This window comes from Leptolyngbya sp. GGD, from assembly GCF_026735145.1.
In the GTDB taxonomy this organism is placed as follows: Bacteria; Cyanobacteriota; Cyanobacteriia; order Leptolyngbyales; family Leptolyngbyaceae; genus Leptolyngbya; species Leptolyngbya boryana.
Genome location: NZ_JAPQKE010000001.1, coordinates 1,456,248 through 1,477,777, shown reverse-complemented (window position 1 = coordinate 1,477,777; position 21,530 = coordinate 1,456,248). Strand labels below are relative to the sequence as shown.

Sequence of the window (21,530 nt, the reverse complement as noted above, 5' to 3'; positions counted from 1 at the left end):
AACCTGGAACGACAGTGGTTAAGTGTTTCAGAACGGGATAGAGAACGATCGCTGGGATAAAAAGTGAAGGACGCAGAGGCGCAAACGTCGGAGAACAAATCCAGTCCTCATCATCCTTCACCTCTTGCTACCGCAGTGGAGCAAGCGCGCTAGTTCTTGGATTACCGTTGGCTTTGCGGCAAGATCTTATTCTGAAGCCATGCCATCAGGTTATCGAGCAACCAACCGACTAAGCCAATGTAAACCAAGGCTAAGATGATTTCACTCACCTGACTGTTCTGATATGCGTTCCAGATAAAGAAGCCAATTCCCACAATCCCAGACATCACAATCTCTGCTGCAATAATTGCTAACCAAGCTAGACCGATTGCAATTCTCAATCCAGTAAAGATGTAAGGCAGTGCAGAGGGAATCAAAATCTTGAAGAAGTACTCCGACTTTGGCAATTGCAGCACTTGAGCAACGTTGTTATAGTCCTGCGGAATCTGTCGGACTCCCACTGCGGTGTTGATTAAGATTGGCCAAATCGCAGTAATGAAGATCACGAACAGTGCAGCAGGCTGGTTTTGCTTCAATGCAGCAAGTGCGATCGGAACCCATGCCAAAGGCGGAACAGTTCTTAAGATGTTGAAAATTGGATCGAGACCTTTTGAAAGACGTTTGTTCAATCCAACCAAGATGCCTAAGCTAATGCCTACCACTGCGGCAAACGTATAGCCAACTGCAACCCGTTGCAAGCTGGAGAACACTTGCCAGAATAGCCCTTTGTCTGTGCCACCCTTGTCATAGAACGGGTATAGAATCAAAATCCGAGTTTCTTCAATGACTTTGAAAGGCCCTGGCAAATCGGTCGGCACAATTATGGTCAGAATTTGCCAAAGGGCGAGCAATCCGAACAATGCTCCAATCGGCATCAGAATGTTGTCGAGTGTCTCTTTGGTCTTGTCGTCCCAAGTGAAGGCGGGGAATGTTGTAGATCGCTTCCGGGCGATAGTCATGACGGTTTGCTCCTTATTAACTGCGGTAAGTGTTTAACAAATCAGACAAGTCATTCAAAGTGCGAGATGCACCGATTTAGCAACTACGCTGCTAGCTTCTTAATCTTTAAGCTGTCGAGATAAGCTTTGGGATTCTCTGGGTCAAACTTGACTCCATCGAAGAACTCTTCCACGCCTCGGGATGTACTGGTGGGGATATCAGCGGAAGCAACTCCTAATTCTTGAGCAGCTTGTTTCCAGAGGTCTTCGCGATTGACTTTATCAATCATTTCTTTCGCTTTGTCTAGCGTGTTTTGTGGCAGGAAGCCCCAACGGACACTTTCGGTTAAGAACCACAGATCATGGCTCTTGTAAGGGTAAGACACGCTGCCTTTGCTATCTTTCCAGTACATCACAGCCAGTGATTTGTCATCGACGGTGCGCTCACCCAAGTTGTATTTGCCCATGAGCGGCTCGATGAGGACGTTCTCTGGAACGTTGAAGTATTCACGGGTAGCGAGGATTTTCGCCATTTCAGTCCGGTTGTTGAAATCATCACACCATTGCTGAGCTTCCATCACAGCTTTGAGCATTGCTTTGGTTGCTTTAGGATGCTTATCGACCCAGTCTTTGCGAACTGCAAGGTACTCTTCTGGGTGTGCTTTCCAGATTTCTCCGGTCAAGGCAGCAATAAATCCAGTCTTATCAGCAACAATACGAGCGGGCCAGGGGTCGCCTGTACTGAATGCATCCATTGCACCACGTTTCATATCGGCAACGGTTTGTGCAGTCGGTACGGTGAGCAACTCAACATCTTCTACTGGATCAACGCCACCTGCTGCAAGCCAGTAGCGAATCCAAAATTCTTGGTTTGCTTTGGGGAAGGTGTAAGCGGCTTTGAAACGTCCGCCTTGAGATTTCAGACCGCCAAAGAATGCAGTTTGATCGGCGAGTTTCAAGCCAATGTTTTTGCCAATGTGCTTGTTTGCGATCGCAATTCCATTTCCTTGAGTGTTTAATTGCGCCAATACATACATTGGAACTTGAGCGCCATCGGTAATAATGCCTTCAGAAATCAAGTAGGGCATCGGCATTTGCCATTGTCCCCCGTCAATTCCGCCGCCACCTGCGCCAATTTTGACGTTATCGCGGGCTGCACCCCAGTTTGCTTGCTTATCGAGCGAAACTTCAGTTAAGCCATGCTTGGCAAAGAAACCTTTTGCCTGAGCGATGATCAGCGGGGCTGCTTCAACGATCGGTAAATAGCCCAATTTGACCGTTTTAACTTCAGGTTCTTCGCCTGCTTTGACGGCAGAACCTACATTAGCAACGGGAGAAGCTTGTAGTCCACCGGTCGTCTGCTCTGGGGGATTTCCTAGACATCCTTTTAATAAGAGCGTAGAAGCAGTAGTTGCTCCTGCTGTTAATAAAAAGTTGCGCCGTGACATCGACGAAAAACGCTTCATATCCAACTCCCAAACATAGATAAATCAACAAATTAAGCGCTCGATTGAGCAAGCGAATCTGATCCAGAGATTCTTGTAATCACTGGAGTCTAGCTATTCAGACTGCGAAAATCTAATGTGCAAATTCAACGACAAAAATTAAGTTGAATTGCTGCATCACACCAAGCAAAAGCAGCCCTTTGAGCCGCAAAAATTAGACCAGCTTTGGCAGTTATTAATCGGTTTAACTCACTTGTTTAAGTCAATCAAACTTGATTAATCTGTTGAATATTAAGATACTCTGAAATTCTGTAAAAAGTCTAGACGTTGAATTGCAAATAAGACCATAAATCTCAAATCTAATAGATGGATTTCAGTCTATAGATTCTCATTCCTGGATAGTAATTGCTCCGATAAGTAAAGGATATATTAGTGATGAGTTACAGCTAAAAAAATACTGTGTATTCTGCTGAAATTCCTGCTGTGAAAAGACTACGCATGTTTTAAATAATTTGTATATGGCCTAAATTAATAGACTTATTTCTATTTTTTAGAAAGTATCTATCCTCATCTCATAGGCTCAACTCATTGGAGTTATCAAAATCAAACATACATTGATGAGATTCAATAACGGCATCGATTCTTTGAGATGAATAGATGAAATTAAGGTAATTAATTGGGTTGCTCTATCCATTGAGCGAATCCACAATGAATCATTACTGAAAGCCCTAAAACTGTAAACTTCTGTGAACCTTTATTTGCATCCCAGGTAACGAACTATTGCGGTTAATAACGAAACCGAAAAGTTTTACGCGCTGTCTTTTGACGTAGGGATTTTCCTGAAGACAGCATGACACTGGTGAGAACTGCTTACCGAATGTTGATGTTTAAGAGAAGAACAAAATGATTCGCAGAATGAGAACACTGTTGGCTACAATCGTCCTGTCTGTGGTGTTTCTAACCACATTGATCAGCCAACCTGCATTTGCAGCCGACGCAGCAGCAGGCGGAAAAGTCTTTAATGCAAACTGTGCAGCTTGTCATGCAGGCGGCGGTAACGCAATTAACGGCGCAAAAACTTTAAAGAAAGATGCGCTGACCGCAAATGGCAAAGATACAGTTGAAGCGATCGTTGCTCAAGTGACGAATGGCAAAGGTGCAATGCCCGCATTCAAAGGTCGTCTCAGCGATGACCAAATCCAATCCGTTGCACTCTACGTCTTAGATAAAGCAGAGAAAGGTTGGTAAGCGGATTTTGGAATTCAGGCTTGAATAGAGGGTAAGGTGGAGATCTGTTCCGAATATTCAATCCTGAATTCCGCACTTTATTAATATGTGGCGTAAATCGATTTTAGAGTGGCTAAAACAGCGTCCCTGGTTATTGGTTCCGTGTCTGGCGTTAATTCCGCTGGCTGGCGTTTATTTGAATCAGCAAAGTCATAGTGAACCTGCACCGCTGCCTTCTCCGATCGCATCTCCGTTGCCAAGCCCGATCGCTTTGCCGTCACCTCCGCCGAAATTAGCGCAACCCGTTAAGTCTCCCGCTCCGAAAAAGACGTTAACGCCCGTTGATCCGAAGCAATTTACTCCAGAAGAAGCTGCCCTGAATGCGAAAACCAAAGCGGCATTGATGGCTTCGATTGGAACGGTTGATTCATTAATTGAAATGCAAGTTGCGATCGCAATGGGACAACCGAGTTTGGCGATCGCGGCTTCTCAAGGTGCAACGATTCTGGATGGAGAAGGAAAGCCCATCGGTCAACTTTCGTCTGGAAATTCTTACCCGATTCAGGGAATTGGCGATCGCATGAATTTCGGCAACGGACAATTACCAGGAATGGTGATGATTCAGCCCCCGCCGAACGGAATTCTCTATCTTGGAGACAAACCGTACCGAGGTCGATTTTTACTCGCGGCTCAAGGCGGAAGAATTTGGGTCGTGAACTATATTAATTTGCGACACTATTTGCATAGTGTCGTTGCCAGTGAAGTTTCACCTAGCTGGAGTGCAGAAGCGCTAAAAGCTCAAGCCGTTGCGGCGCGATCGTATGCCTTAACTTACTATTTCCGGCGTGCTCAACCGCTTTATCACATGGGGTCTGACGAATATTTTCAAGTCTATAGCGGTATCTCTAGAGAAGCAGATGCCACCAATCGGGCGGTTGATCAGACCGCAGGGGAGTTTGTCAGCTATCGCGGCGGAATTGTCGAGTCGCTGTATGCGGCATCGGATGATATTGTCGCAGAAGCCTTTCGAGGCAAGGGAATGAGCCAACTAGGAGCATTGAGCCTTGCCGAACAAGGATATAACTATCGTCAGATTTTGGCACGCTACTATCCGAAAACGGGAATTGCTCGGATTGAGCAGGATCACGAATGATGCAAAGATGCGATCGCGTTTAACAGCGTTTGCGATCGCAATGGGCATTCCATAATGTAAGTATTGACTGGAATCAGACTGCCTACAGCAGTGAGCGAATTCTCGATCGGGCTACATCCTCCGAGTGCGATGACAAATTTTGGATCGGGCATTTGTTCGTAAAGCCGGATCAAGGTCGGGGCAAAATTGGGCGTGACTAGGCTAGCTGTGATGAGTAAATCAGCGGGATGAGCAGGTGCTTTGTGGGTACTCAGCAATGATGCAACCTTGATGAAGCAGCAAGTCGGCTCACATTCAGGCGAAGACAGTTCAGAGCGATGGATCTGTTGATATAAATTGTTGACGGTTGTTAGGATTGCATTTTCAAACAGAGGCTGTTTGTTCGGGTGCAATTTGTCTGCAATTAAGATTGTGTTTGGCATGGGACTGAGTATCCTGAGTGTGATCGATTGAATGCAAAATCAGTTCATTTTTCGCGGTTGTTGTAGCGTTGTTGCGAAGAGACAGTTTCAGTTTGACATAATCTTCTGAGATGACATCCGGAGTTTTGCAGAGATTCATATTTGACTGCTAGCACAAACAAAACTAGCACACACAAAAAATGGGAGGCACGATCGTGCCTCCCACCTCTTCAGAGTTCAATCTGCTTAGAATTCAATCTGCAAACTATGCGTTGGTCGGTTCAGGTGTCCCTGCGATCGCGCCTGTGGCATCTGCCAAATTCAACTTCACAGTCTTGACTTGATCAACTTTCGGCAAGATCAAGCTCAAAATTCCATCTTTGAACTCAGCTTTGACTTGATCATTCTTCACTTCAACTGGAAGAGGAATGACTCGTTGAAACTTACCATAGCGGAATTCGCTTCTAAAGAATCCACCTTCTTCGGTCTTTGATTCTTGGCGATGCTCACCTGCTAACGAAACCGCATCTTTGGTCACCTGAACATCAAGATCCTTTGCGTCAATGCCAGGGAGTTGGGCGCGGAGAACAAACTCATGACCTGTATCTTTTAATTCGACTGCAGGAGTCCAGTCAGTCGGCTCATGGGTCATCGGAGCCATCGAATCAAGCAATTGGTCAAATTGGCGACGGAATGTATCGATTTCTCGCCAGGGTTGCCAGTAACGAACTAACATCTTGTCACCTCTTGAAAAACGATTAAGAACTTGAATCTTCATGTCCTTATCGTGCCGCATCTTGAGGCAATCGACAGTCGCGTAAACTGTACTCTCTGAGTAGAGCTAACCGACTATGCTCAGACAAGCTAAGCTAAGACAAATTCGACGAGTGAATTGACACCTAGCGCATATTCAATGTCATCAATCTGATCGTGGTCGCGCCATTCATCCAAGACACCGAGTAAACAGCGTACGGCTAAATCCCGCTGAATCAATTCTGTAACGGCTTGCCATGCATCTGGCGCGTTCAGGAAAAATCCAAGCTGGATCATGCCTCCTTCATGCCACCAGACCCCAATCCAACCGGAATCTTGCTCTGTGATTTCGATGTGCTGTCCGAGGTAGGTCATCACTGTTTTACCTTAGTTACAAATCTTGAATGCATCTCAGCATACGATTTGCGATCGCAGTTTGACCTCTACTAAAAAGAAGGGATCGTACAATTCATCTCCCTATTCAGAGGAAGAGAAGTAGTACAACCCCTAATGTTGAACTTAAAAGAGTTTTACAATCTTAAGAAGCGCTGCGAGTGACTAATCCCCACAAGAAGATTGCAATCATTGCACCCAGAATTGCCACAATTAAGCTCGGTAGGCTAAATACCGAGATGGCAATCTTACCGCCGCCCGTGATCAGCGAGAATAAGCTACCTCCTAGCATTGCGCCTGCAATTCCCAAAATCATGGTGCTGAGAATGCCGCCGCCTTGGCGACCGGGATAAAGCAGCTTCGCGATCGCGCCAGCGACAATTCCAAGTAATGCCCAAGCAATAATGTTCACAGAAGTTTCTCCTAGAGCTTCAAAGTCTTAGCTGATAAGAATGTGCGATCGCAGGTATAGAATAGCGACCGACTTTTTCTATCTGTGGAGATACTATATCTTCCTCTTTGCTTTTAACAAAGCAATAAAATTTTTATTTAATAATCTACGACCGTAAGTGTACTAAAGCTATTGTTCAATTTTTTACTTCGAGTTTACAAAATGATTTAATTCATCATTCAGAATTTTCTGATACTCGTACTTCGGCAGGGATAAGATTCTATCTCAAGTCATATGACGTTCAGGTAAAGTGAGTTAAAATAGTATCACAGGGCACAAAAAAGATTCGGACATGCGTCGATTTGCATGGTGACAGGTTTGGAAGTGCCTCCTGCAATTACTTCATTGAGGAGGACTCTTATGAAATTCTTTCAACGTCAGAACTCGGAAAAAGACCAACCCCAAGTAGAACACAGCCCGCAACGTGAGCCAGAAGGTCATGTTCATCCGAACTATCGTCATTGGGTTTACTTGCGGAGATCGAGCAAATAGCTTGCGGGAGTACTAAAATTTGCGACTGAAGGGGCTGATTGGATGCAGCCCTTTTTTTTGCATTGACATTTTTGCATGGACAAAGGGAGAGTGAGGCTTCCTAGCAGATCAAGGTCTTGTATGCTTATGCACCGAGGCGATCGCGTAATTCTAAGTGAGTGATTGCAACTTCGGAGGCAGAAGCATCGCTTTCGGCAGACGTGACGAATTCTGCATCCAGATCAAACCAAAACATAGTCCCAACTTGCAGAGTACTGTGAACTTGGAGCTTGGAGCCAAGTAGCTGGAGTAATTGTTGGCTAATCGATAAGCCTAAGCCAGAACCTTGTCCAGATCTGCGCCCTGACTCGGTTTGCATAAATGGTTTAAACAGCGACTGCATCTCGTGCGGCGCAATTCCAATCCCAGTATCTTCGACTTCAAAGCGCAATCGCGATGCTTCTATCCATAAGACGCGCAGAGAAATAGCACCTTGTTGAGTAAACTTCAGTGCATTGGTCAGAAGATTCATTAAGACTTGCCGTAACTTGCATTCGTCAGTTTGTACCCACTCTGGAACCTCTTGATCGCAGTGCAGCGTTAGGGTTAAATCGCGCGCGATCGCTTGAGGTTGATAGAGTTCTTCTAAACTGTGCAACATCTGGGGAATCGACACGGCTTGCAACTCGACAGTTTCTGCATTCGCTTCGAGTTTTGCCAACTCTAAAACACCGTTGATCAAATCTAAAAGGTGCTGCACACTTTGTGTAATCATCGTCAATCGCTCTTTCTGTTTCGGTGCAAGCGATTTATCGTAACCCATCAATTCGCTGCTGCTGAGAATAATGGACAGTGGCGTGCGCAACTCATGATTCACATTGGCAAGAAATGTTGTTTTAGCTCGATCAGCAGCTTCGGCTTCTTGTTTTGCCTGCATCAATTCAAGATTCTGCTGTTTTAAAGCTTGGGTGCGTTCTTCGACTTTCTGTTCTAAAGTTTTTGCATAATGTTGCAGCATGTCATGAGATTCAGAGAGCGATCGCCAAACTAAATGCATCCGCATGGTTAACGCGACCAATTTCATTCCCAAAATTGGAGCGACGATCGGCATCCACCAGCCTGCCAAAAATAAAAGATACGTTCCAGCAATTCCGCTTAACGTAACGCCAACGGCTAATATCAGTGCCAATCGCAACGATTTTACTCGCCACCCTAAGACCGCACCGCCTCCGAGCCAAATTAACAACCAAGCGCCCCCGACTCCAGCCGGAACCCCTCGTAAAAGTGGTCTGCCCTCGATCGCAGCGCTGATCAACTGGCTGGAGAAATCTGCATGCACTTCAACGCCTGCTGAAGTCATTTGAGCCGTTTGCGAATAGGGGGTAAAAAAGCGATCGTTCAGACTTTCTGCGATCGACCCAATCACCACGATGCGATCTTGCATCAATCCGGCGGGAACCCGATCTTGTAGCACATCGTTAAAACTAACCGAGGTAAAGCGCTGCCTCAGATTGCGAAAATTCGCCATCAGCTGAAATCCACCCGTGTCCGCGCGAACATACCCCCCAGTTGTCGGCGACAAAGCTTCCAAGCGGGCGCGCCCGAGTTGGATCTGAGATGTTCCGGAGATCGGTTTTGGCGTAATGCCTTCTGCTTTGAGATACTCTAGCGCCAAGCGAGTTCCCAAGGTTTCCAGCGTCCGCGAATCTTTTCCCCATAGCTTATTGACTCTCAGCGAAAGCAGGTTGCGCCGCACTTTGCCATCGTGATCGAGAACAATATCGCTCGCTGCAATTTGATTGCGCTGACGCAGGATAGGCGGGGGATCAACGGAAGGAAAGTTGTTGCCGCTGATCGTCTTCTCAATGCCAATCAGATTGGACATTTGACTGTAAACCTTTTGCAAGGCGGCATGTCCAGGTTCAACAGGCAGATTTCGATACAGATCCATTCCCACGACTCGTGGCTTTTGGCGCTGAATCTTGGTGAGCAACTCAGCCAGGAGTTCATCTGAAATTGGGTATTGTCTGAGTGAATTAAAGTCAGATTCGTCGATCGTGACGATGACCAACCGGGAGTCAACAGGTTCTAAGAGACGTGCCCGAAACCATTGATCGAGCACCATTAACTCCAATTGCTGGAATGCGCCAGCAAGCTGCATTCCGAGAACTGCTGTTGCTGTTGCGATCGTGCTGAGACTAACTCTTACCCACTGCCGCACTGATTTTCACCACTCCTAGCCCCTAAGCTGCTGTTATTGTCAAGTCTTTACAAACTTTAGGGCAGTGTGATGAAGTTGTCTACCGCAACTGAAAATAATTAAGATCGCGATCCGCCACCTGTGGTGGTTCCGGGTGAACCTGAATTTGGAGGCGGTGTGATTTGGGCGTAGGCAGAATAGCTTGAAGCGGAAATAATCTGAATCCCAACCGACAAACCGATAGCGCAAACTGTGTAAGCAAGGCGAGAAGTAGTCATATTTTTGCCCAATGGAATAATCTGATGACACTGTTCTGAGTCTTCGATCGACAGTTTTGTCGTAACGAGGTTGAGCCATGATGTGAACCAGTAGGTCAGTAAATGAGCGGGTGAGTTGCCTCAGTCGCATCAAATGACTTAAGAGAGAAGAGATGGTTCACGCAAATAAAGAATAGAGAGATCGGTGAAACTGTCGATGGATACGGGGTTCGGACGCAATTAAGTTACTATACAAACCCAGGAAGATATCTCAGTATTTTTACGGCGGTTTCCTGCTTCTTCAAACAAGTTTTCCTGAAGAGATGATAGAGGTTTGATGAAGACCGAAGTTGATGTTCCACTGTCAGGCTGAAATGACCGAGTTGCAATTGATACACGCTTTATAAGATTTATGAATCGCCTGAGTAGTTTTGAGGAGATTGCGGCTTTCGGGGCGCATCCGGCAGAATGGAACGATGAACCAAGTTGATTATCTACGAATTAGTTTAGTCGATCGCTGTAATTTCCGGTGCCAATATTGTATGCCGGAAGGAAGTGACTTAGCGTATGTATTGCAGCAAGATCTGTTGACTCAGGCGGAGTTGCTGACATTGCTGCGAGAGGTGTTTATTCCAGTTGGGTTTACACGATTTCGGCTGACGGGGGGAGAGCCTTTGATTCGTCCGGGAGTCGTCGAGATTGTCAGCGCGATCGCACAATTTCCTGAAACCAAAGACTTGTCGATGACGACAAATGCCTTCTTACTAGAGTCGATGGCGCAGGATCTCTATGATGCAGGATTGAGAAGAATCAACATTAGTTTAGATTCACTCGTTCCAGAAATCTTTGATCAAATTATTGGTCATCGAGGTAAGTCTCGTTGGCAGCAGGTTTGGGATGGAATTCAAGCCGCGCATCGGATTGGATTTAGTCCTTTGAAGCTGAATGTTGTGGTGATTCCAGGTGTGAATGATCATGAAGTGCTAGAGTTAGCAGCTCTGAGTCTTGATCGAGAATGGCATGTGCGATTTATTGAGTTCATGCCGATTGGGAATGATCAATTGTTTCAGCAACAGGGTTGGATCGATTCAGAAACCATTCGTCAACAGATTCGAGAACGCTGGGGATTAACAGAAGCGACTGTGAAAGGAAATGGTCCAGCGGATGTGTTTCGGATTCCAGGGGCGAAGGGGACGTTGGGATTTATTAGTCAAATGTCGGAATGTTTTTGCGATCGCTGTAATCGAATGCGATTATCTGCCGATGGTTGGCTCCGCCCTTGTTTGCTCAATGAGATCGGACAGATTGATTTGCGATCGCAACTGCGATCGGGCGTTTCGACTCAAGCACTGCGCGAGCAGGTCAGTGAACTTTTAGGACTGAAGCCTGAGATTAACTACAAACAGCGTGATTCGGGCACCACTGGGAAGTATCACCGCACGATGTCGCAGATTGGAGGTTGAGAAGCTGAGAGTAACATGACAAATTTGCAGGAAACCAGAGAGAATTCCCAAGTATTTAATGACAGCGGGAAAATCAAATTTGTCTACGATCACGATCGATGCCGAGATTTTTGAGCGATCGTCTCAGTTGCAAACTGTAGAAATCTTTGCCGAGACTCAAGCGAACGGTAAGATATGACTGACCTTCTTCCAGTCTTGCCCATTATGGATCTCAAACCCTTCATCCGCGAAATTCCAGATTTTCCCAAACCCGGTATTCTGTTCAGAGACATTACAACTTTATTACAAAATCCAGCCGGACTAAGAGCCACGATCGAGCTATTTGAGGAAAAATGTTCTCACCTCAATCCTGACTACATCGTGGGCATGGAATCGCGAGGGTTTATTTTCGGCGCACCCTTGGCTTACCGAATGAATATCGGATTTGTGCCTGTCCGTAAGCCCGGAAAACTGCCCGCTGCGGTGCATTCTGTTGAATACGAATTGGAATATGGGACAGACACCTTAGAGATGCATCAAGACGCGGTACAGCCTGGAAGCCGCATCTTAATTGTGGACGATCTGATTGCCACGGGCGGAACCGCAGGTGCAACGGCAAAACTGGTTCAACAAATTGGGTGTGAATTAGTCGGCTGTGCGTTTTTGATTGAATTAAAAGAATTGCAAGGACGCGATCGCTTGCCGCAAGTTCCGATCGTTACGCTCGTCGAATACTAGCGCTATAATCACGAAACCGATCGCTCTGGTTTTCCACATGACTACTTCAACCCCTAGAAGATTCCAATCTGGTTTCGATCGAATCCTTGAAGCGCTGACCAGTGAAACTTCGATTTATGTGATGAAGCGATTATTGCAAGCATTATTTACACTCTTGCTTGCCGCCGCATTAAGCTTTTTCATCATTCAGCTTGCGCCAGGTGACTACCTCGATACGCTGCGCGAAAACCCGAAAATTTCGCCAGAACGGATTGATCAACTTCGCAAGCAATATGGGTTGGATCGATCTTGGATCGAACAGTTCTTCTTGTGGGTCTGGAACATCATTACAAAAGGTGACTTCGGAACGAGTTTTGTTTACAATCGCTCGGTTGTATCATTGCTCTGGGAACGAGTTCCCCCCACGCTTTTACTAGCAATCACTTCGCTGGTTGTAACGTGGGGCGTGGCGATTCCGTTGGGAATCTTAGCAGCGATTAAACAGCAAAAATGGGTGGATCGAGTTTTACAAGTACTCAGCTATGCAGGACAAGGATTTCCAAGCTTTGTGACTGCTTTGCTGCTGCTCATTTTTGCACAGAATACTTCGCCCCTGTTTCCAGTGGGAGATCTGACCAGCATTGATTTTGCAGATTTGAATTGGTTCGGTAAGATTCTCGATGTTGCCTGGCATTTGATTTTGCCGACTTTGGCTTTAGCGATCGCAGGATTTGCCGGATTGCAGCGAATTATGCGAGGTCAGTTGCTCGATGTGTTGCGCCAAGATTATGTGCAAACGGCGCGCGCAAAGGGACTGTCCGAAAATCGCGTGATTTATGTTCATGCGTTGCGAAATGCAATCAACCCGCTGATTACGCTTTTGGGCTTTGAATTTGCCAGCCTGTTAGGTGGGGCCTTTATCACGGAGAATTTCTTTAATCTCCCAGGCTTGGGGAGATTGATTTTGCAAGCTGTTCAGGCTCAAGATCTGTACTTGATTATGTCGAGCTTGATGATGGGAGCAGTGATGCTCATTGTTGGGAATTTACTAGCTGATTTACTGCTGAAAGCAGTTGATCCACGAATTAGCATTGATGACTTGAATTAGCATGGATTCTAGGCAGATGAGCATCAATCATGATTCGTCTGAACTAAACCTGACTTTAAAGTTCAGGACATCAAGATGAGAGCTAAAAATGTTTTCACAGACTTACTATTTAATTCGATCGAGAATTGACGGCAGCTATCTTGCTGCTTATCCGAAGTTAAAAGAAGACGAAGCGCGATCGCCTGCAAATGGGTATGTCCTACTCTTTCAAGAACAATTCGATGCATTGGGATACCTGAACAAGTATGCAGGTGAAATGAGCGATCGTTTTGTCACCGAATCAATCATTGGCTCGCAAATGACGAGTTTGCTTGATCGCTGGGGCTATAAGGGATTTGGCATCGTCAAAGACCCTTTGATTCCTACCATCGAATTTCTGTCAAAATCTTAGCCTCATCCACCTTGAGATAGGAATCACTGGAAGAAAAACTCACCCTGATGCAGATGGTGATCGATGGGAAAGTTTGAGTAGATAGTTGCAGATTTAACGCGAACTGCCTTTGGCAAGTTTCTAAAAAAACTCTGTACCTATGGAGGGTATCTGTATGAAATCTTTGTTATCTGGACTCCGGTTTTTCTTCACGGTTTGCCTCTGTGCAACGATGATGTTTGTCTCAGTGGTATCGAGCGCTTCGGCTCAAGCTGTTGTCAAAGACAAACCGATGACGAACGAAGCATCCGAAGTCGCAAAAGAATATGAACGGACTGCGAAAGACACGATCGATAAAGGTGGTTTGCAATCACTCGAAGAAGTTCGCGATCGCTCGAAAGGTGGCGCGATCAACGAAGTGCAAGGCACCGCAGGATTCTATAACATGAAGCGCCCATCGAATACCGACGCTAAATCGATCGAGCAACAGATCGAAGAAGGGTTAGATAACGCTGGAGAAGCACCTGCAAAGCTCAGCAGTGAAGCCAAGAAAGCTGCAAAAGATGCTGAGAAGACCGCTAAGAAAACCGCTAAGCAAGCAGAAAGAGCAGCGAAGAAAGCGATGAACTCAATGAATGACTAAATCCTACAGCTGGCTTAAACGTGGATAAATGCAGACTAAGGAGGTAATTAGGATATTGCCTCTTTTTTTTTGCAATGATTTTTGCAATGATCAAGCTCCATCTTGATAAATGGAGAGTTCATCGACTCGAATCTCAAACTGATCGAGCATCTCTGGAGTAGGGTAGATGCGGATTCGAGCATCTGTAGAAAATTCTGCTAGCTCATTGCCCAGATTGACAACCTGACTGAGTATTGCCCAATTCGTTACACGATTAGGACAAACAATCACTAACGTGACAACATTCGTGGTAGTTGTGATTGCCCAAGCACAGGCATTGAGTAAGGTTTGGAGTTCTGAAGTGCACTGTTGTCGAAAGCGTTGGGTAAGAGATAAGTCAAGCTGACGGCGCAGGTCGCGATCGTCGATTCCAAGCTGTTCTGGGGGAAGATCATCCCAGGGAAGAAAGGGTGTCATTAGCGGGTTATCTCCTCTGATGCAATGAGCGATCGCTCGTAGACGACCTGTTTCAGTCGCCTCGATATTCCAAGGCTCGCGATAACGCCGATCGCTCAGAAATCATCTAAACCTTTGAATTGAAAGTCAGCCCTCCTGCTCAGAAGCTTTGCGCCATCTCAATCTCTGCGGCTGAAACAGCAGAAGCTTTTTTCAGTTTAGAACATTAGATTTGCAGACTCGCGACAGCTATTACCCTGTACTCAATCTCTAAACATAGCTCAGCACAACCTTTCTAAAGTCTGCCTGGGAAAGGGGATGAGAATTAGTCACTTCAGCAGCAGGCGATGTTTTAAACTAGACAGACACTCGATCGATAGACCCCTCATGTCAGACTCCCCTACCCCCCAATCCCCTACTCCCCAATCCCCTACTCCCCAATCCCCTACCCCACTCCGCTGCCTCCTCGGCGCGATCGTTGCCGCTGTCCTCGCTTATGCGCTCTACAACATGACAAGCTCGATCGCGATTTCTTTCGCTACCAAACCGATCGATACCGACACGACACTTATCGTTCAGCGCATTTCCTCCGCCGTCCGCACCCTCGTTTTGGGCATGAGCGCAATGGGAACCGGAATTTTCGGACTTGCAGCTCTGGGACTATTTGCCCTCGCCATCCAACTGCTGTTCCGCAAACCGGATTCTTCCGCAAACTAAAGCAAAAAAACCGTGACTTCCTGAGCCAACTCCTGCTAAAATCAAAAGCCCGAATCGGCAAAAAGGCATGTCCAAATTCTTTTTTCTTGAGACTTTCTTGATCGACATCCTGCCAGTCGGCATCGCTTAGGGTTGCATCTGGTTCCCCAGCAAACCTCAACATATCATCCCTCGCAGAACTGCCCGAATTTCGGCACACAGTTTAACCCCAACGGAGACTGAAAATTCAAGTTTTCCACAGATCTTTACGCTACTTTTCCACAGGGTAGCGTAGTTTTCCACAGGAAAAAAGGTGATCCTGTGGAAAAACCGTGTTTACACTGAAAAAACCATCAGAAAATGTATAATAACAGGCTGTAGTGATCAGAATTCAGAAAGTGAAATCGCTGAAACCCCCATTCCATCGTCGTATTCTGCTGAAATGATCCTTTACGATACATTTTCTAGCATTGACAGAAATAAGCATTTGGAAGCACAATAAGACCGTTTCAGAAACCGCTTCAAAAACGGCTGAAACCAGTACATATGCAACGTCCTAGCCGATCTTAATGATGCAAACTCGCATCGTAAGCTCTGGCTGAACTTTTTTGTGTCGATTGAAGTTTTCCACAGCCTGTTGAAAAACCAGGCTCGTTTGTTTACATCTCCAAATCGAGAGCTTTTATGTACCCGATCATCAGCATCTTAACCGACCTTCCCGAAGCCCTTCATACCTCCTTGACCCAATATTTAGAGCAGCATCCAGATTGGGATCAAGATCAAGTTCTAACCGCCGCATTGAGCCTCTTTTTATTGCAGAATGGAGAATGCGATCGACAAATAACCTCGGTTTACCTCGATACGCTTTTCAAACACTCCACTTAATTATTTTCTATGGCATATCAGTGGTTTAAGGCGTTTCACATCGTAGGAATTGTCTGCTGGTTTGCGGGAATGTTTTATCTGCCTCGGCTCTTTGTCTACCATGCTGAAGCAAATGAACAACCCGAACCTGCCCGCAGCATTCTTAAGGCGCAGTATCAGATCATGGAGAAGCGCTTATACAGCATCATTATGACCCCAGCGATGTTACTCACAATCGCCATGGCGATTGGGCTAATTTCAACTGAACCCGATGTGTTGAAAGAGCCTTGGCTGCATGTCAAATTAGCCTGTGTTGCTTTGCTTGTGGGATATCACCATCTCTGTAAGCGCATCATGAAACAATTTGCATCAGACACTTGCAAAATGACAGGTCAGCAGTTTCGCTGGTTTAATGAGTTTCCAACGGTGTTTTTTGTGATTGTTGTGATGCTGGCGGTGTTTAAGAATAACATTCCAACCAGTGCAACGGCTTGGGGCATTTTTGCAATGACGATCGCGATGGCAGCATTCATTCAGTTGTATGCAAGAAAACGTCGCCTCGCTAAGGAACAGGAGGCGCAAGCGATCGCAGAATCTGTTTCGTGATCTCAAGTTGAATTCAAGTTGAATTCTATAAAAAATCGCGATCGTAACTTGTGCGATCGCGATTTTTTAATTCATGCTTTCACTAATTCCGTGCTAACCACTTTTGACCATTCAAGCGCTGCACTGCACCAAAAACCAAAAGGTCGAGCGAAACTTTCCGCTCATCAATCAGAAAAGACTCCATCGTACTCAGGAGATCACCCTCGGCGCACGCAAAGCCTTTCAGACCATTAATGCTTTCATCAAAGAAGTAAATGTTGAACTCGCGCAACTGCTTGTAACTCGGCTGCCACTTGCCAATCACTTGCCAACATTCTGGAGCCTGATCATATCCTTTGATCGGAATTTTGCGCTTCTCGAAATGTAGCTCTAGCGATCGAGTGCCTAATTTCTCTAGCCCTTGCTTGAGCGCCGGCAAATAATCTTGCTGAATGAACTCTCCAAATGGTTTGTCTTCAACACTAGGAGCCTTTTCTTTCTTCGCCTTTGCAGGTTTTAGCGCCTCATCAGATTTCGCAGCTTTCGGTTTTGCTGAGTTAACATTATTCTCAACGGCAGTGGGATCAGGCGCATTCGCAGAAGGAATTTCAGTCGTCGCAGATGTAGATTCGCTATGCAAGTTTTCTTTGACAACCTCCGGGACATTGCCACCGACGGTTGGTGGGAGTTCCTTGTCTTCACCTTGAGGGTTCGTTTCTTCCGTTGCCATAACACCAATTCCGTTTGGGAGTACTCGTCTTTAATAATATCGAACAGCGGCAAGTGAGCGAAAGGATTTAGGGGTCTCGATGAATCGATTTTCTTTGAAGGTTTGGATTGATGGAAGCGGGTATCCGATCCTCTGTTTGCATGGGCATCCCGGCTCAGGTCGCAGTATGAGCGTGTTTACTGAGCATTTCGCGCAACGGTTTTATACAATTTCGCCTGACCTACGTGGCTACGGACAATCCAAGACACGCGAAAACTTCGTCATGCTGGATCATCTGGATGATTTGCAGGGCGTGTTGGATCAGTATGGAATCGATCGCTGTTTAATTCTGGGTTGGTCACTGGGCGGGATCATCGCACTTGAACTTGCTGCACGATTCCCAGATCGAGTCAGCGGACTCATCTTGATTGCAACTTCCGCGCGCCCCTGGGGAGATCATCCCAAAATTAGCTTTCAGGACAATCTATTCACTGCAATTGCTGGAATTCTCAATGCAGTCCGCCCCGGTTGGCAGTGGAACATTGATACGTTTGCAAAGCGATCGCTGTTCCGTTACTTAGTCCGACACCATACACCCGCAACCTATCGCTACATTGCGAGTGATGCAATGTATGCCTTTCTCAAGACTTCGCTGGCTGCAAATCGAGCTTTGAATGCAGCGTTGAGTCCAGGTTACTATCGAGTTCAAAATTTTGAAGACATTAGCTGTCCAGTGCTCATGCTAGCAGGAGAACACGATCGACATATCACCGCGATTTCTAGTGTTGAAACTGCGAAAAATCTACCAAACTGCGAATATAAAGTTTATCCAAACACCGCGCACTTATTGCCTTGGGAGATCCCCGAAACAATCCTCGACGATATCGATCAATGGCTCGATCAACACCCTGAAAGTTGGAGGTGATCGTAGAACTTCATTCATCCACACCCCTAGTAGTTTTCTAGGCGAGGGCGATTCGGCGGTCTTCTCAAACTCTCAGATGCAGGGATCATGCCTGATAAAACGGTGTAGAGACGGCTCACCGAACCGCCTCTACAGGAATGGTTTAATACTGGCTACTAAACACGCCGGAGACTTTAAACCCCACATCCACCTTCTCGTCGTAAATCGTCAGATTCGACGGCTTACAACGCTTTACATCAATGCGGATATTCGTTGCGCCCTCTTTCTCCAAATCTTCTACATAGCCGCCTTGATGGGTTGCTGCTGTCTTCTGGTTTGGAAAAGGACCAAAATAATACACACAGCGGGGATTATCGGTTGTCACCTCAACCCACCAGGCAAAACCGACCGCGCTAAGAAAACTTGTCCAAAGTTCATTCATAAGCCTGTTTATTTACCCAAAGAACTACCTGCAAACAGGAGCAATCATCCGTTCAAACTGCAAACTTTGAGAAGCATCATGCCTAGATTGTGCATCCGATCGACGGTTCAGTGCTGTGCTTGATGTTTCAAAACTGGAGTTCAAACTTCTTTATACTCCGTTACACTTAACTTTTCAATCCAAAAGTTGGCTTAAGTCCATCAATGTGGATGGTGCTTTCCCAGCGTTGGCGGAACACTTCATAAAGTGCCATTCCTGCTGCTACAGAAGCATTTAAGCTGGGCGTTGTGCCTTGTAGTGGAACTGAGACCAGTACATCACACCCGCGCTGCACCACTAATCCTAAACCTTCCCCTTCTGCACCGATTACCACCACAGCAGCTTTCGCAAATTTTACCGTATGAATCGGCTGACTGGATTCAGAAGCTGTGCCATAAATCCAAAATCCTGCGGATTTTAAATCTTCCAAAGCACGCGCAAGATTGACGACACGGGCAACTGGGAGTTTTTCGATCGCACCTGCTGCAACCTTCATCACAGTTGAGGTTACGCCAACAGCACGCCGTTGCGGGATCACGATCCCCTGTGCTCCTAAAGCTTCGGCTGTCCGAATGATTGCACCTAAGTTATGGGGATCAGTAATCCCATCAGCAACGACAAGCACAGGCTGATCGGTTGCTGCTTTAGCTCGCACAATTAAATTGTCTAGCTCGGTGTACTCATAAGCTGCAACTTGGGCTGCGATCCCCTGATGATTGGCACCATGCGTAATTTGATCCAATCGTTTCGGGGTTACTTCATCAATGACAGTTCCGTTGGCTTTTGCTTGGTTTAGTAAAGACAAATAGCGGGGATCGTAATGCAGCTTTTCAGTTACCCAAATTCGGTTTAAAGTGCGCTCTCCCTGTAGAGCAGTTAAGACAGGATGGCGACCATAGAGCAGATCGGGTTCTTCATTGCTTTCAAAAGGTTCATCATGTGAAACGAAATGCGAAGGAATATCATCGCGCGCTTGTTCAGCTAAGAAGCGATCGCGCTTCTCAAATCGTGAGTCTGATCCAGGTGCAGACCGATCAAATTTCCGCCCCCCGAACTCACCTCTTGGGCGATCAAAGCTCCGTTCTTGTCGCTCACCCGTGGGACGGTCAAAGTTGCGCTCTTTCCGTTGTTCGCCCTTAAATCCGTCTCTTGGACGGTCAAAGTTGCGCTCACGGCTTTCGTAGCCGCCACGTCGTTCTCTTCTTTCGCCGTTGAACTCACGATTCGGACGATCGAAGTTGCGCTCTCTTCTCTCACCATTAAATTCACGGTTGGGGCGATCGAAGCTGCGTTTTTCGCCATTGAACTCGCCTTTGGGACGGTCAAAGTTGCGCTCTCTTCTCTCGCCATTGAATTCACGGTTGGGGCGATCGAAGCTGCGTTTTTCGCCGTTGAACTCGCCTTTGGGACGGTCAAAGTTGCGCTCTCTTCTCTCGCCATTAAATTCTGAACGATCCCGCCCACGTGCGCCGGAGCCATCGCGTTTTTCAAAGCGTCGTTCACCTGAATCATTGCGATTCGGACGATCGAAGCTGCGCTCTTTGCGCTCATATCGGCGCTCACCGGAACCCTCATTGCGATCCCGTGCAGAGTTATCGCGTTTTTCAAAGCGTTGCTCACCCGAATCGTAAGAGCGGCGCTCAGGGCGAGAATCGCGATCGAAACTGCCCTCACTGTCGCGACGTTTAGGAGCACCAACCCGCTTGCCCTTAAACTTCGGTTTGCCTCCACCAGCATCGCGATTTGCTCGACCCTTGGAATTGGAGTTGCGTCTATCGGAAGTAGCCATAATGATTTAATCCTGTTGAAGAGAAGGCGAAGAGATACGAATTTGAGACGAGCAGTAACCTTCGCCTCAAGCTTGGTATTGATTCTGTTTACTGAAGGTCGAGAAATCCTAGTAACTCAGACAAACGATCGGGGTTAGTGAGATAGAGATAGCCAATCAGTGCTTCCAAACTGGTGGCAAGCTGATAAATTTCCGGCTCAAGTCGTTTCGGGCGGTTTAAAGCGGCATTGCGACCTCGTTTGACAAACTCATGTTCAGCTTCGCTTAAGTGGGGCATGAGCGATCGTAAATGCGCGGCTTGGGACTCCGCCTTTACATGCGACACAACTTGCCGATGATAATCTTCAGAACGCTTCGGTGGCAAGAGAAACTGCCTCCGAATATACAGTTCGTAAACTGCATCTCCCAAATAGGCAAATGCAGCCGGAGAAAGACGCTGGATCTCAGACGAGGAAGGAGCAGACAACCCTGGAGACAATTCCAAAAAACCTAACTCATTTGAGATCACATCTGTTCTAGCTCCACGTGAGAAATCAAGCTTACTGATCCTAGCAGACCATGAAAAAACCGACTATTCGAGCGCAGACGAATAGCGGTCTAACTTCGAGAGGCTCAGCAAATAGAATTCGCTAGACTCCTGAAAATGTATCGACTTAAGAGGCAGATTGAATATTTTCAATCGCCGTTTCCACAGACGGTTGTAAAGCAAGAAATTGCTCTAGGCGAACTAGCTTCACGGTCTGTGTAACCCGTGCATTCGTGACAATCTGCAAGGTTCCAGAGGCTTGTTGCGCTTTTTTAGCGACCTGCACCAAAGCGCCCAAACCCGAACTATCCACAAAGTCGATTTTGGATAAATCTAAAACAACGTGCTTAGGACCATCCTCAATACACTTCGTCAGCACCTTCCGGAAGGTCGGTTCAGAAAAGGCATCAAGTTGCCCTACGAGGCGAAAGAGTTGATATGTATTGTCCCTAACTTCGCGTGTGCCTCGAAGACTGACTGTTAGGGTTAGTTGCTCAGGAATAGCCCCCTCCTACCATAATTGAAAAATCAAA

Annotated in this window: 26 protein-coding genes; 12 read left to right on the top strand and 14 right to left on the bottom strand. The window is 46.5% G+C overall.

Annotated features, from left to right (window positions below; all coding sequences use genetic code 11):
- Window positions 1-161 precede the first annotated feature (161 nt).
- Window positions 162-998 carry a nitrate ABC transporter permease gene (ntrB, locus tag OU814_RS06950; RefSeq protein WP_268181495.1) on the bottom strand — a complete coding sequence of 279 codons (837 nt, stop codon included), beginning with the start codon at window positions 996-998 and terminating at the stop codon, window positions 162-164.
- 83 nt (window positions 999-1,081) lie between these two features.
- Entirely contained in the window at window positions 1,082-2,443 is a 1,362-nt protein-coding gene (locus OU814_RS06945; protein WP_268181493.1) for a CmpA/NrtA family ABC transporter substrate-binding protein, read from the bottom strand.
- Between the two features lie 894 nt (window positions 2,444-3,337).
- Between OU814_RS06945 and petJ the strand changes: the two genes are divergently transcribed.
- Together petJ and OU814_RS06935 are read left to right on the top strand one after the other, a co-directional pair.
- A complete protein-coding gene (gene petJ, locus OU814_RS06940; RefSeq protein ID WP_026148818.1) occupies window positions 3,338-3,670 on the top strand; it encodes a cytochrome c6 PetJ in 333 nt (110 codons plus the stop codon).
- Window positions 3,671-3,755: 85 nt separating this feature from the next.
- Window positions 3,756-4,802 carry a SpoIID/LytB domain-containing protein gene (locus tag OU814_RS06935; RefSeq protein ID WP_017289700.1) on the top strand — a complete coding sequence of 349 codons (1,047 nt, stop codon included), beginning with the start codon at window positions 3,756-3,758 and terminating at the stop codon, window positions 4,800-4,802.
- Here OU814_RS06935 and OU814_RS06930 read toward each other — a convergent pair.
- From OU814_RS06930 to OU814_RS06915, 4 genes are all read right to left on the bottom strand, one after another.
- Window positions 4,793-5,224 carry a hypothetical protein gene (locus OU814_RS06930; RefSeq protein ID WP_017289701.1) on the bottom strand — a complete coding sequence of 144 codons (432 nt, stop codon included), beginning with the start codon at window positions 5,222-5,224 and terminating at the stop codon, window positions 4,793-4,795. The genes OU814_RS06935 and OU814_RS06930 overlap by 10 nt on opposite strands.
- Window positions 5,225-5,468: 244 nt before the next feature.
- Window positions 5,469-5,939 carry an Hsp20/alpha crystallin family protein gene (locus OU814_RS06925; protein ID WP_026148819.1) on the bottom strand — a complete coding sequence of 157 codons (471 nt, stop codon included), beginning with the start codon at window positions 5,937-5,939 and terminating at the stop codon, window positions 5,469-5,471.
- 128 nt (window positions 5,940-6,067) lie between these two features.
- Window positions 6,068-6,331, bottom strand: a complete 264-nt coding sequence (locus OU814_RS06920; protein ID WP_017289703.1) for a hypothetical protein — start codon at window positions 6,329-6,331, stop codon at window positions 6,068-6,070.
- 163 nt (window positions 6,332-6,494) lie between these two features.
- The gene (locus OU814_RS06915) at window positions 6,495-6,761 is read right to left on the bottom strand and encodes a GlsB/YeaQ/YmgE family stress response membrane protein (protein WP_017289704.1); all 267 of its coding nucleotides are present in this window, start codon (window positions 6,759-6,761) and stop codon (window positions 6,495-6,497) included.
- Window positions 6,762-7,160: 399 nt separating this feature from the next.
- On the opposite strand from OU814_RS06915, the gene OU814_RS06910 reads away from it, so the two are divergent.
- Entirely contained in the window at window positions 7,161-7,292 is a 132-nt protein-coding gene (locus OU814_RS06910) for a hypothetical protein (RefSeq protein ID WP_017289705.1), read from the top strand.
- Window positions 7,293-7,416: 124 nt separating this feature from the next.
- Here OU814_RS06910 and OU814_RS06905 read toward each other — a convergent pair whose 3' ends face one another.
- Together OU814_RS06905 and OU814_RS06900 are read right to left on the bottom strand one after the other, a co-directional pair.
- Window positions 7,417-9,492: a CHASE2 domain-containing protein gene (locus OU814_RS06905; protein WP_017289706.1), complete on the bottom strand. Its 2,076-nt coding sequence runs from the start codon at window positions 9,490-9,492 to the stop codon at window positions 7,417-7,419.
- A 98-nt stretch (window positions 9,493-9,590) separates the two neighbouring features.
- On the bottom strand, window positions 9,591-9,749 hold the full coding sequence (locus tag OU814_RS06900; protein WP_190652727.1) for a hypothetical protein: 159 nt from the start codon (window positions 9,747-9,749) through the stop codon (window positions 9,591-9,593).
- Window positions 9,750-10,204: 455 nt separating this feature from the next.
- On the opposite strand from OU814_RS06900, the gene moaA reads away from it, so the two are divergent.
- The 5 genes from moaA to OU814_RS06875 all read left to right on the top strand — a co-directional run bounded on the left by moaA (window position 10,205) and on the right by OU814_RS06875 (window position 14,008).
- The gene (gene moaA, locus OU814_RS06895; RefSeq protein WP_268181485.1) at window positions 10,205-11,191 is read left to right on the top strand and encodes a GTP 3',8-cyclase MoaA; all 987 of its coding nucleotides are present in this window, start codon (window positions 10,205-10,207) and stop codon (window positions 11,189-11,191) included.
- A 174-nt stretch (window positions 11,192-11,365) separates the two neighbouring features.
- Complete coding sequence (locus tag OU814_RS06890) at window positions 11,366-11,908, top strand: adenine phosphoribosyltransferase (RefSeq protein WP_017289709.1); 543 nt, start codon at window positions 11,366-11,368, stop codon at window positions 11,906-11,908.
- Between the two features lie 37 nt (window positions 11,909-11,945).
- Entirely contained in the window at window positions 11,946-12,995 is a 1,050-nt protein-coding gene (locus tag OU814_RS06885) for an ABC transporter permease (protein ID WP_017289710.1), read from the top strand.
- Between the two features lie 88 nt (window positions 12,996-13,083).
- Window positions 13,084-13,386 (top strand): hypothetical protein, encoded by a 303-nt coding sequence (locus OU814_RS06880; RefSeq protein WP_017289711.1) that lies wholly within the window; start codon window positions 13,084-13,086, stop codon window positions 13,384-13,386.
- 154 nt (window positions 13,387-13,540) lie between these two features.
- A complete protein-coding gene (locus tag OU814_RS06875; protein WP_017289712.1) occupies window positions 13,541-14,008 on the top strand; it encodes a hypothetical protein in 468 nt (155 codons plus the stop codon).
- A 90-nt stretch (window positions 14,009-14,098) separates the two neighbouring features.
- On the opposite strand, the gene OU814_RS06870 is transcribed toward OU814_RS06875, so the two are convergent.
- Entirely contained in the window at window positions 14,099-14,464 is a 366-nt protein-coding gene (locus tag OU814_RS06870) for a hypothetical protein (protein WP_017289713.1), read from the bottom strand.
- Window positions 14,465-14,830: 366 nt separating this feature from the next.
- Here OU814_RS06870 and OU814_RS06865 point away from each other — a divergent pair, with 366 nt between their 5' ends.
- The 3 genes from OU814_RS06865 (at window position 14,831) to hemJ (ending at window position 16,609) form a co-directional block, all read left to right on the top strand.
- Window positions 14,831-15,160 (top strand): DUF3082 domain-containing protein, encoded by a 330-nt coding sequence (locus OU814_RS06865; protein WP_268181482.1) that lies wholly within the window; start codon window positions 14,831-14,833, stop codon window positions 15,158-15,160.
- Window positions 15,161-15,823: 663 nt separating this feature from the next.
- On the top strand, window positions 15,824-16,024 hold the full coding sequence (locus OU814_RS06860; RefSeq protein WP_017289715.1) for a DUF2811 domain-containing protein: 201 nt from the start codon (window positions 15,824-15,826) through the stop codon (window positions 16,022-16,024).
- Between the two features lie 9 nt (window positions 16,025-16,033).
- Window positions 16,034-16,609, top strand: a complete 576-nt coding sequence (hemJ, locus tag OU814_RS06855) for a protoporphyrinogen oxidase HemJ (RefSeq protein ID WP_017289716.1) — start codon at window positions 16,034-16,036, stop codon at window positions 16,607-16,609.
- Between the two features lie 82 nt (window positions 16,610-16,691).
- Here the strand turns inward: hemJ and OU814_RS06850 are convergent, their stop codons facing one another.
- Window positions 16,692-17,318 carry a DUF2996 domain-containing protein gene (locus OU814_RS06850; protein WP_017289717.1) on the bottom strand — a complete coding sequence of 209 codons (627 nt, stop codon included), beginning with the start codon at window positions 17,316-17,318 and terminating at the stop codon, window positions 16,692-16,694.
- 79 nt (window positions 17,319-17,397) lie between these two features.
- On the opposite strand from OU814_RS06850, the gene OU814_RS06845 reads away from it, so the two are divergent.
- On the top strand, window positions 17,398-18,222 hold the full coding sequence (locus OU814_RS06845) for an alpha/beta fold hydrolase (protein ID WP_017289718.1): 825 nt from the start codon (window positions 17,398-17,400) through the stop codon (window positions 18,220-18,222).
- A 142-nt stretch (window positions 18,223-18,364) separates the two neighbouring features.
- Here OU814_RS06845 and OU814_RS06840 read toward each other — a convergent pair whose 3' ends face one another.
- The 4 genes from OU814_RS06840 to OU814_RS06825 form a co-directional block, all read right to left on the bottom strand.
- Window positions 18,365-18,643: a DUF1816 domain-containing protein gene (locus tag OU814_RS06840; protein ID WP_017289719.1), complete on the bottom strand. Its 279-nt coding sequence runs from the start codon at window positions 18,641-18,643 to the stop codon at window positions 18,365-18,367.
- A 166-nt stretch (window positions 18,644-18,809) separates the two neighbouring features.
- The gene (gene rlmB / locus OU814_RS06835) at window positions 18,810-20,471 is read right to left on the bottom strand and encodes a 23S rRNA (guanosine(2251)-2'-O)-methyltransferase RlmB (RefSeq protein WP_268181478.1); all 1,662 of its coding nucleotides are present in this window, start codon (window positions 20,469-20,471) and stop codon (window positions 18,810-18,812) included.
- 88 nt (window positions 20,472-20,559) lie between these two features.
- Complete coding sequence (locus OU814_RS06830) at window positions 20,560-20,955, bottom strand: Mini-ribonuclease 3 (protein WP_197693247.1); 396 nt, start codon at window positions 20,953-20,955, stop codon at window positions 20,560-20,562.
- 169 nt (window positions 20,956-21,124) lie between these two features.
- Window positions 21,125-21,499: an STAS domain-containing protein gene (locus OU814_RS06825; protein WP_026148823.1), complete on the bottom strand. Its 375-nt coding sequence runs from the start codon at window positions 21,497-21,499 to the stop codon at window positions 21,125-21,127.
- Window positions 21,500-21,530: the final 31 nt, after the last annotated feature.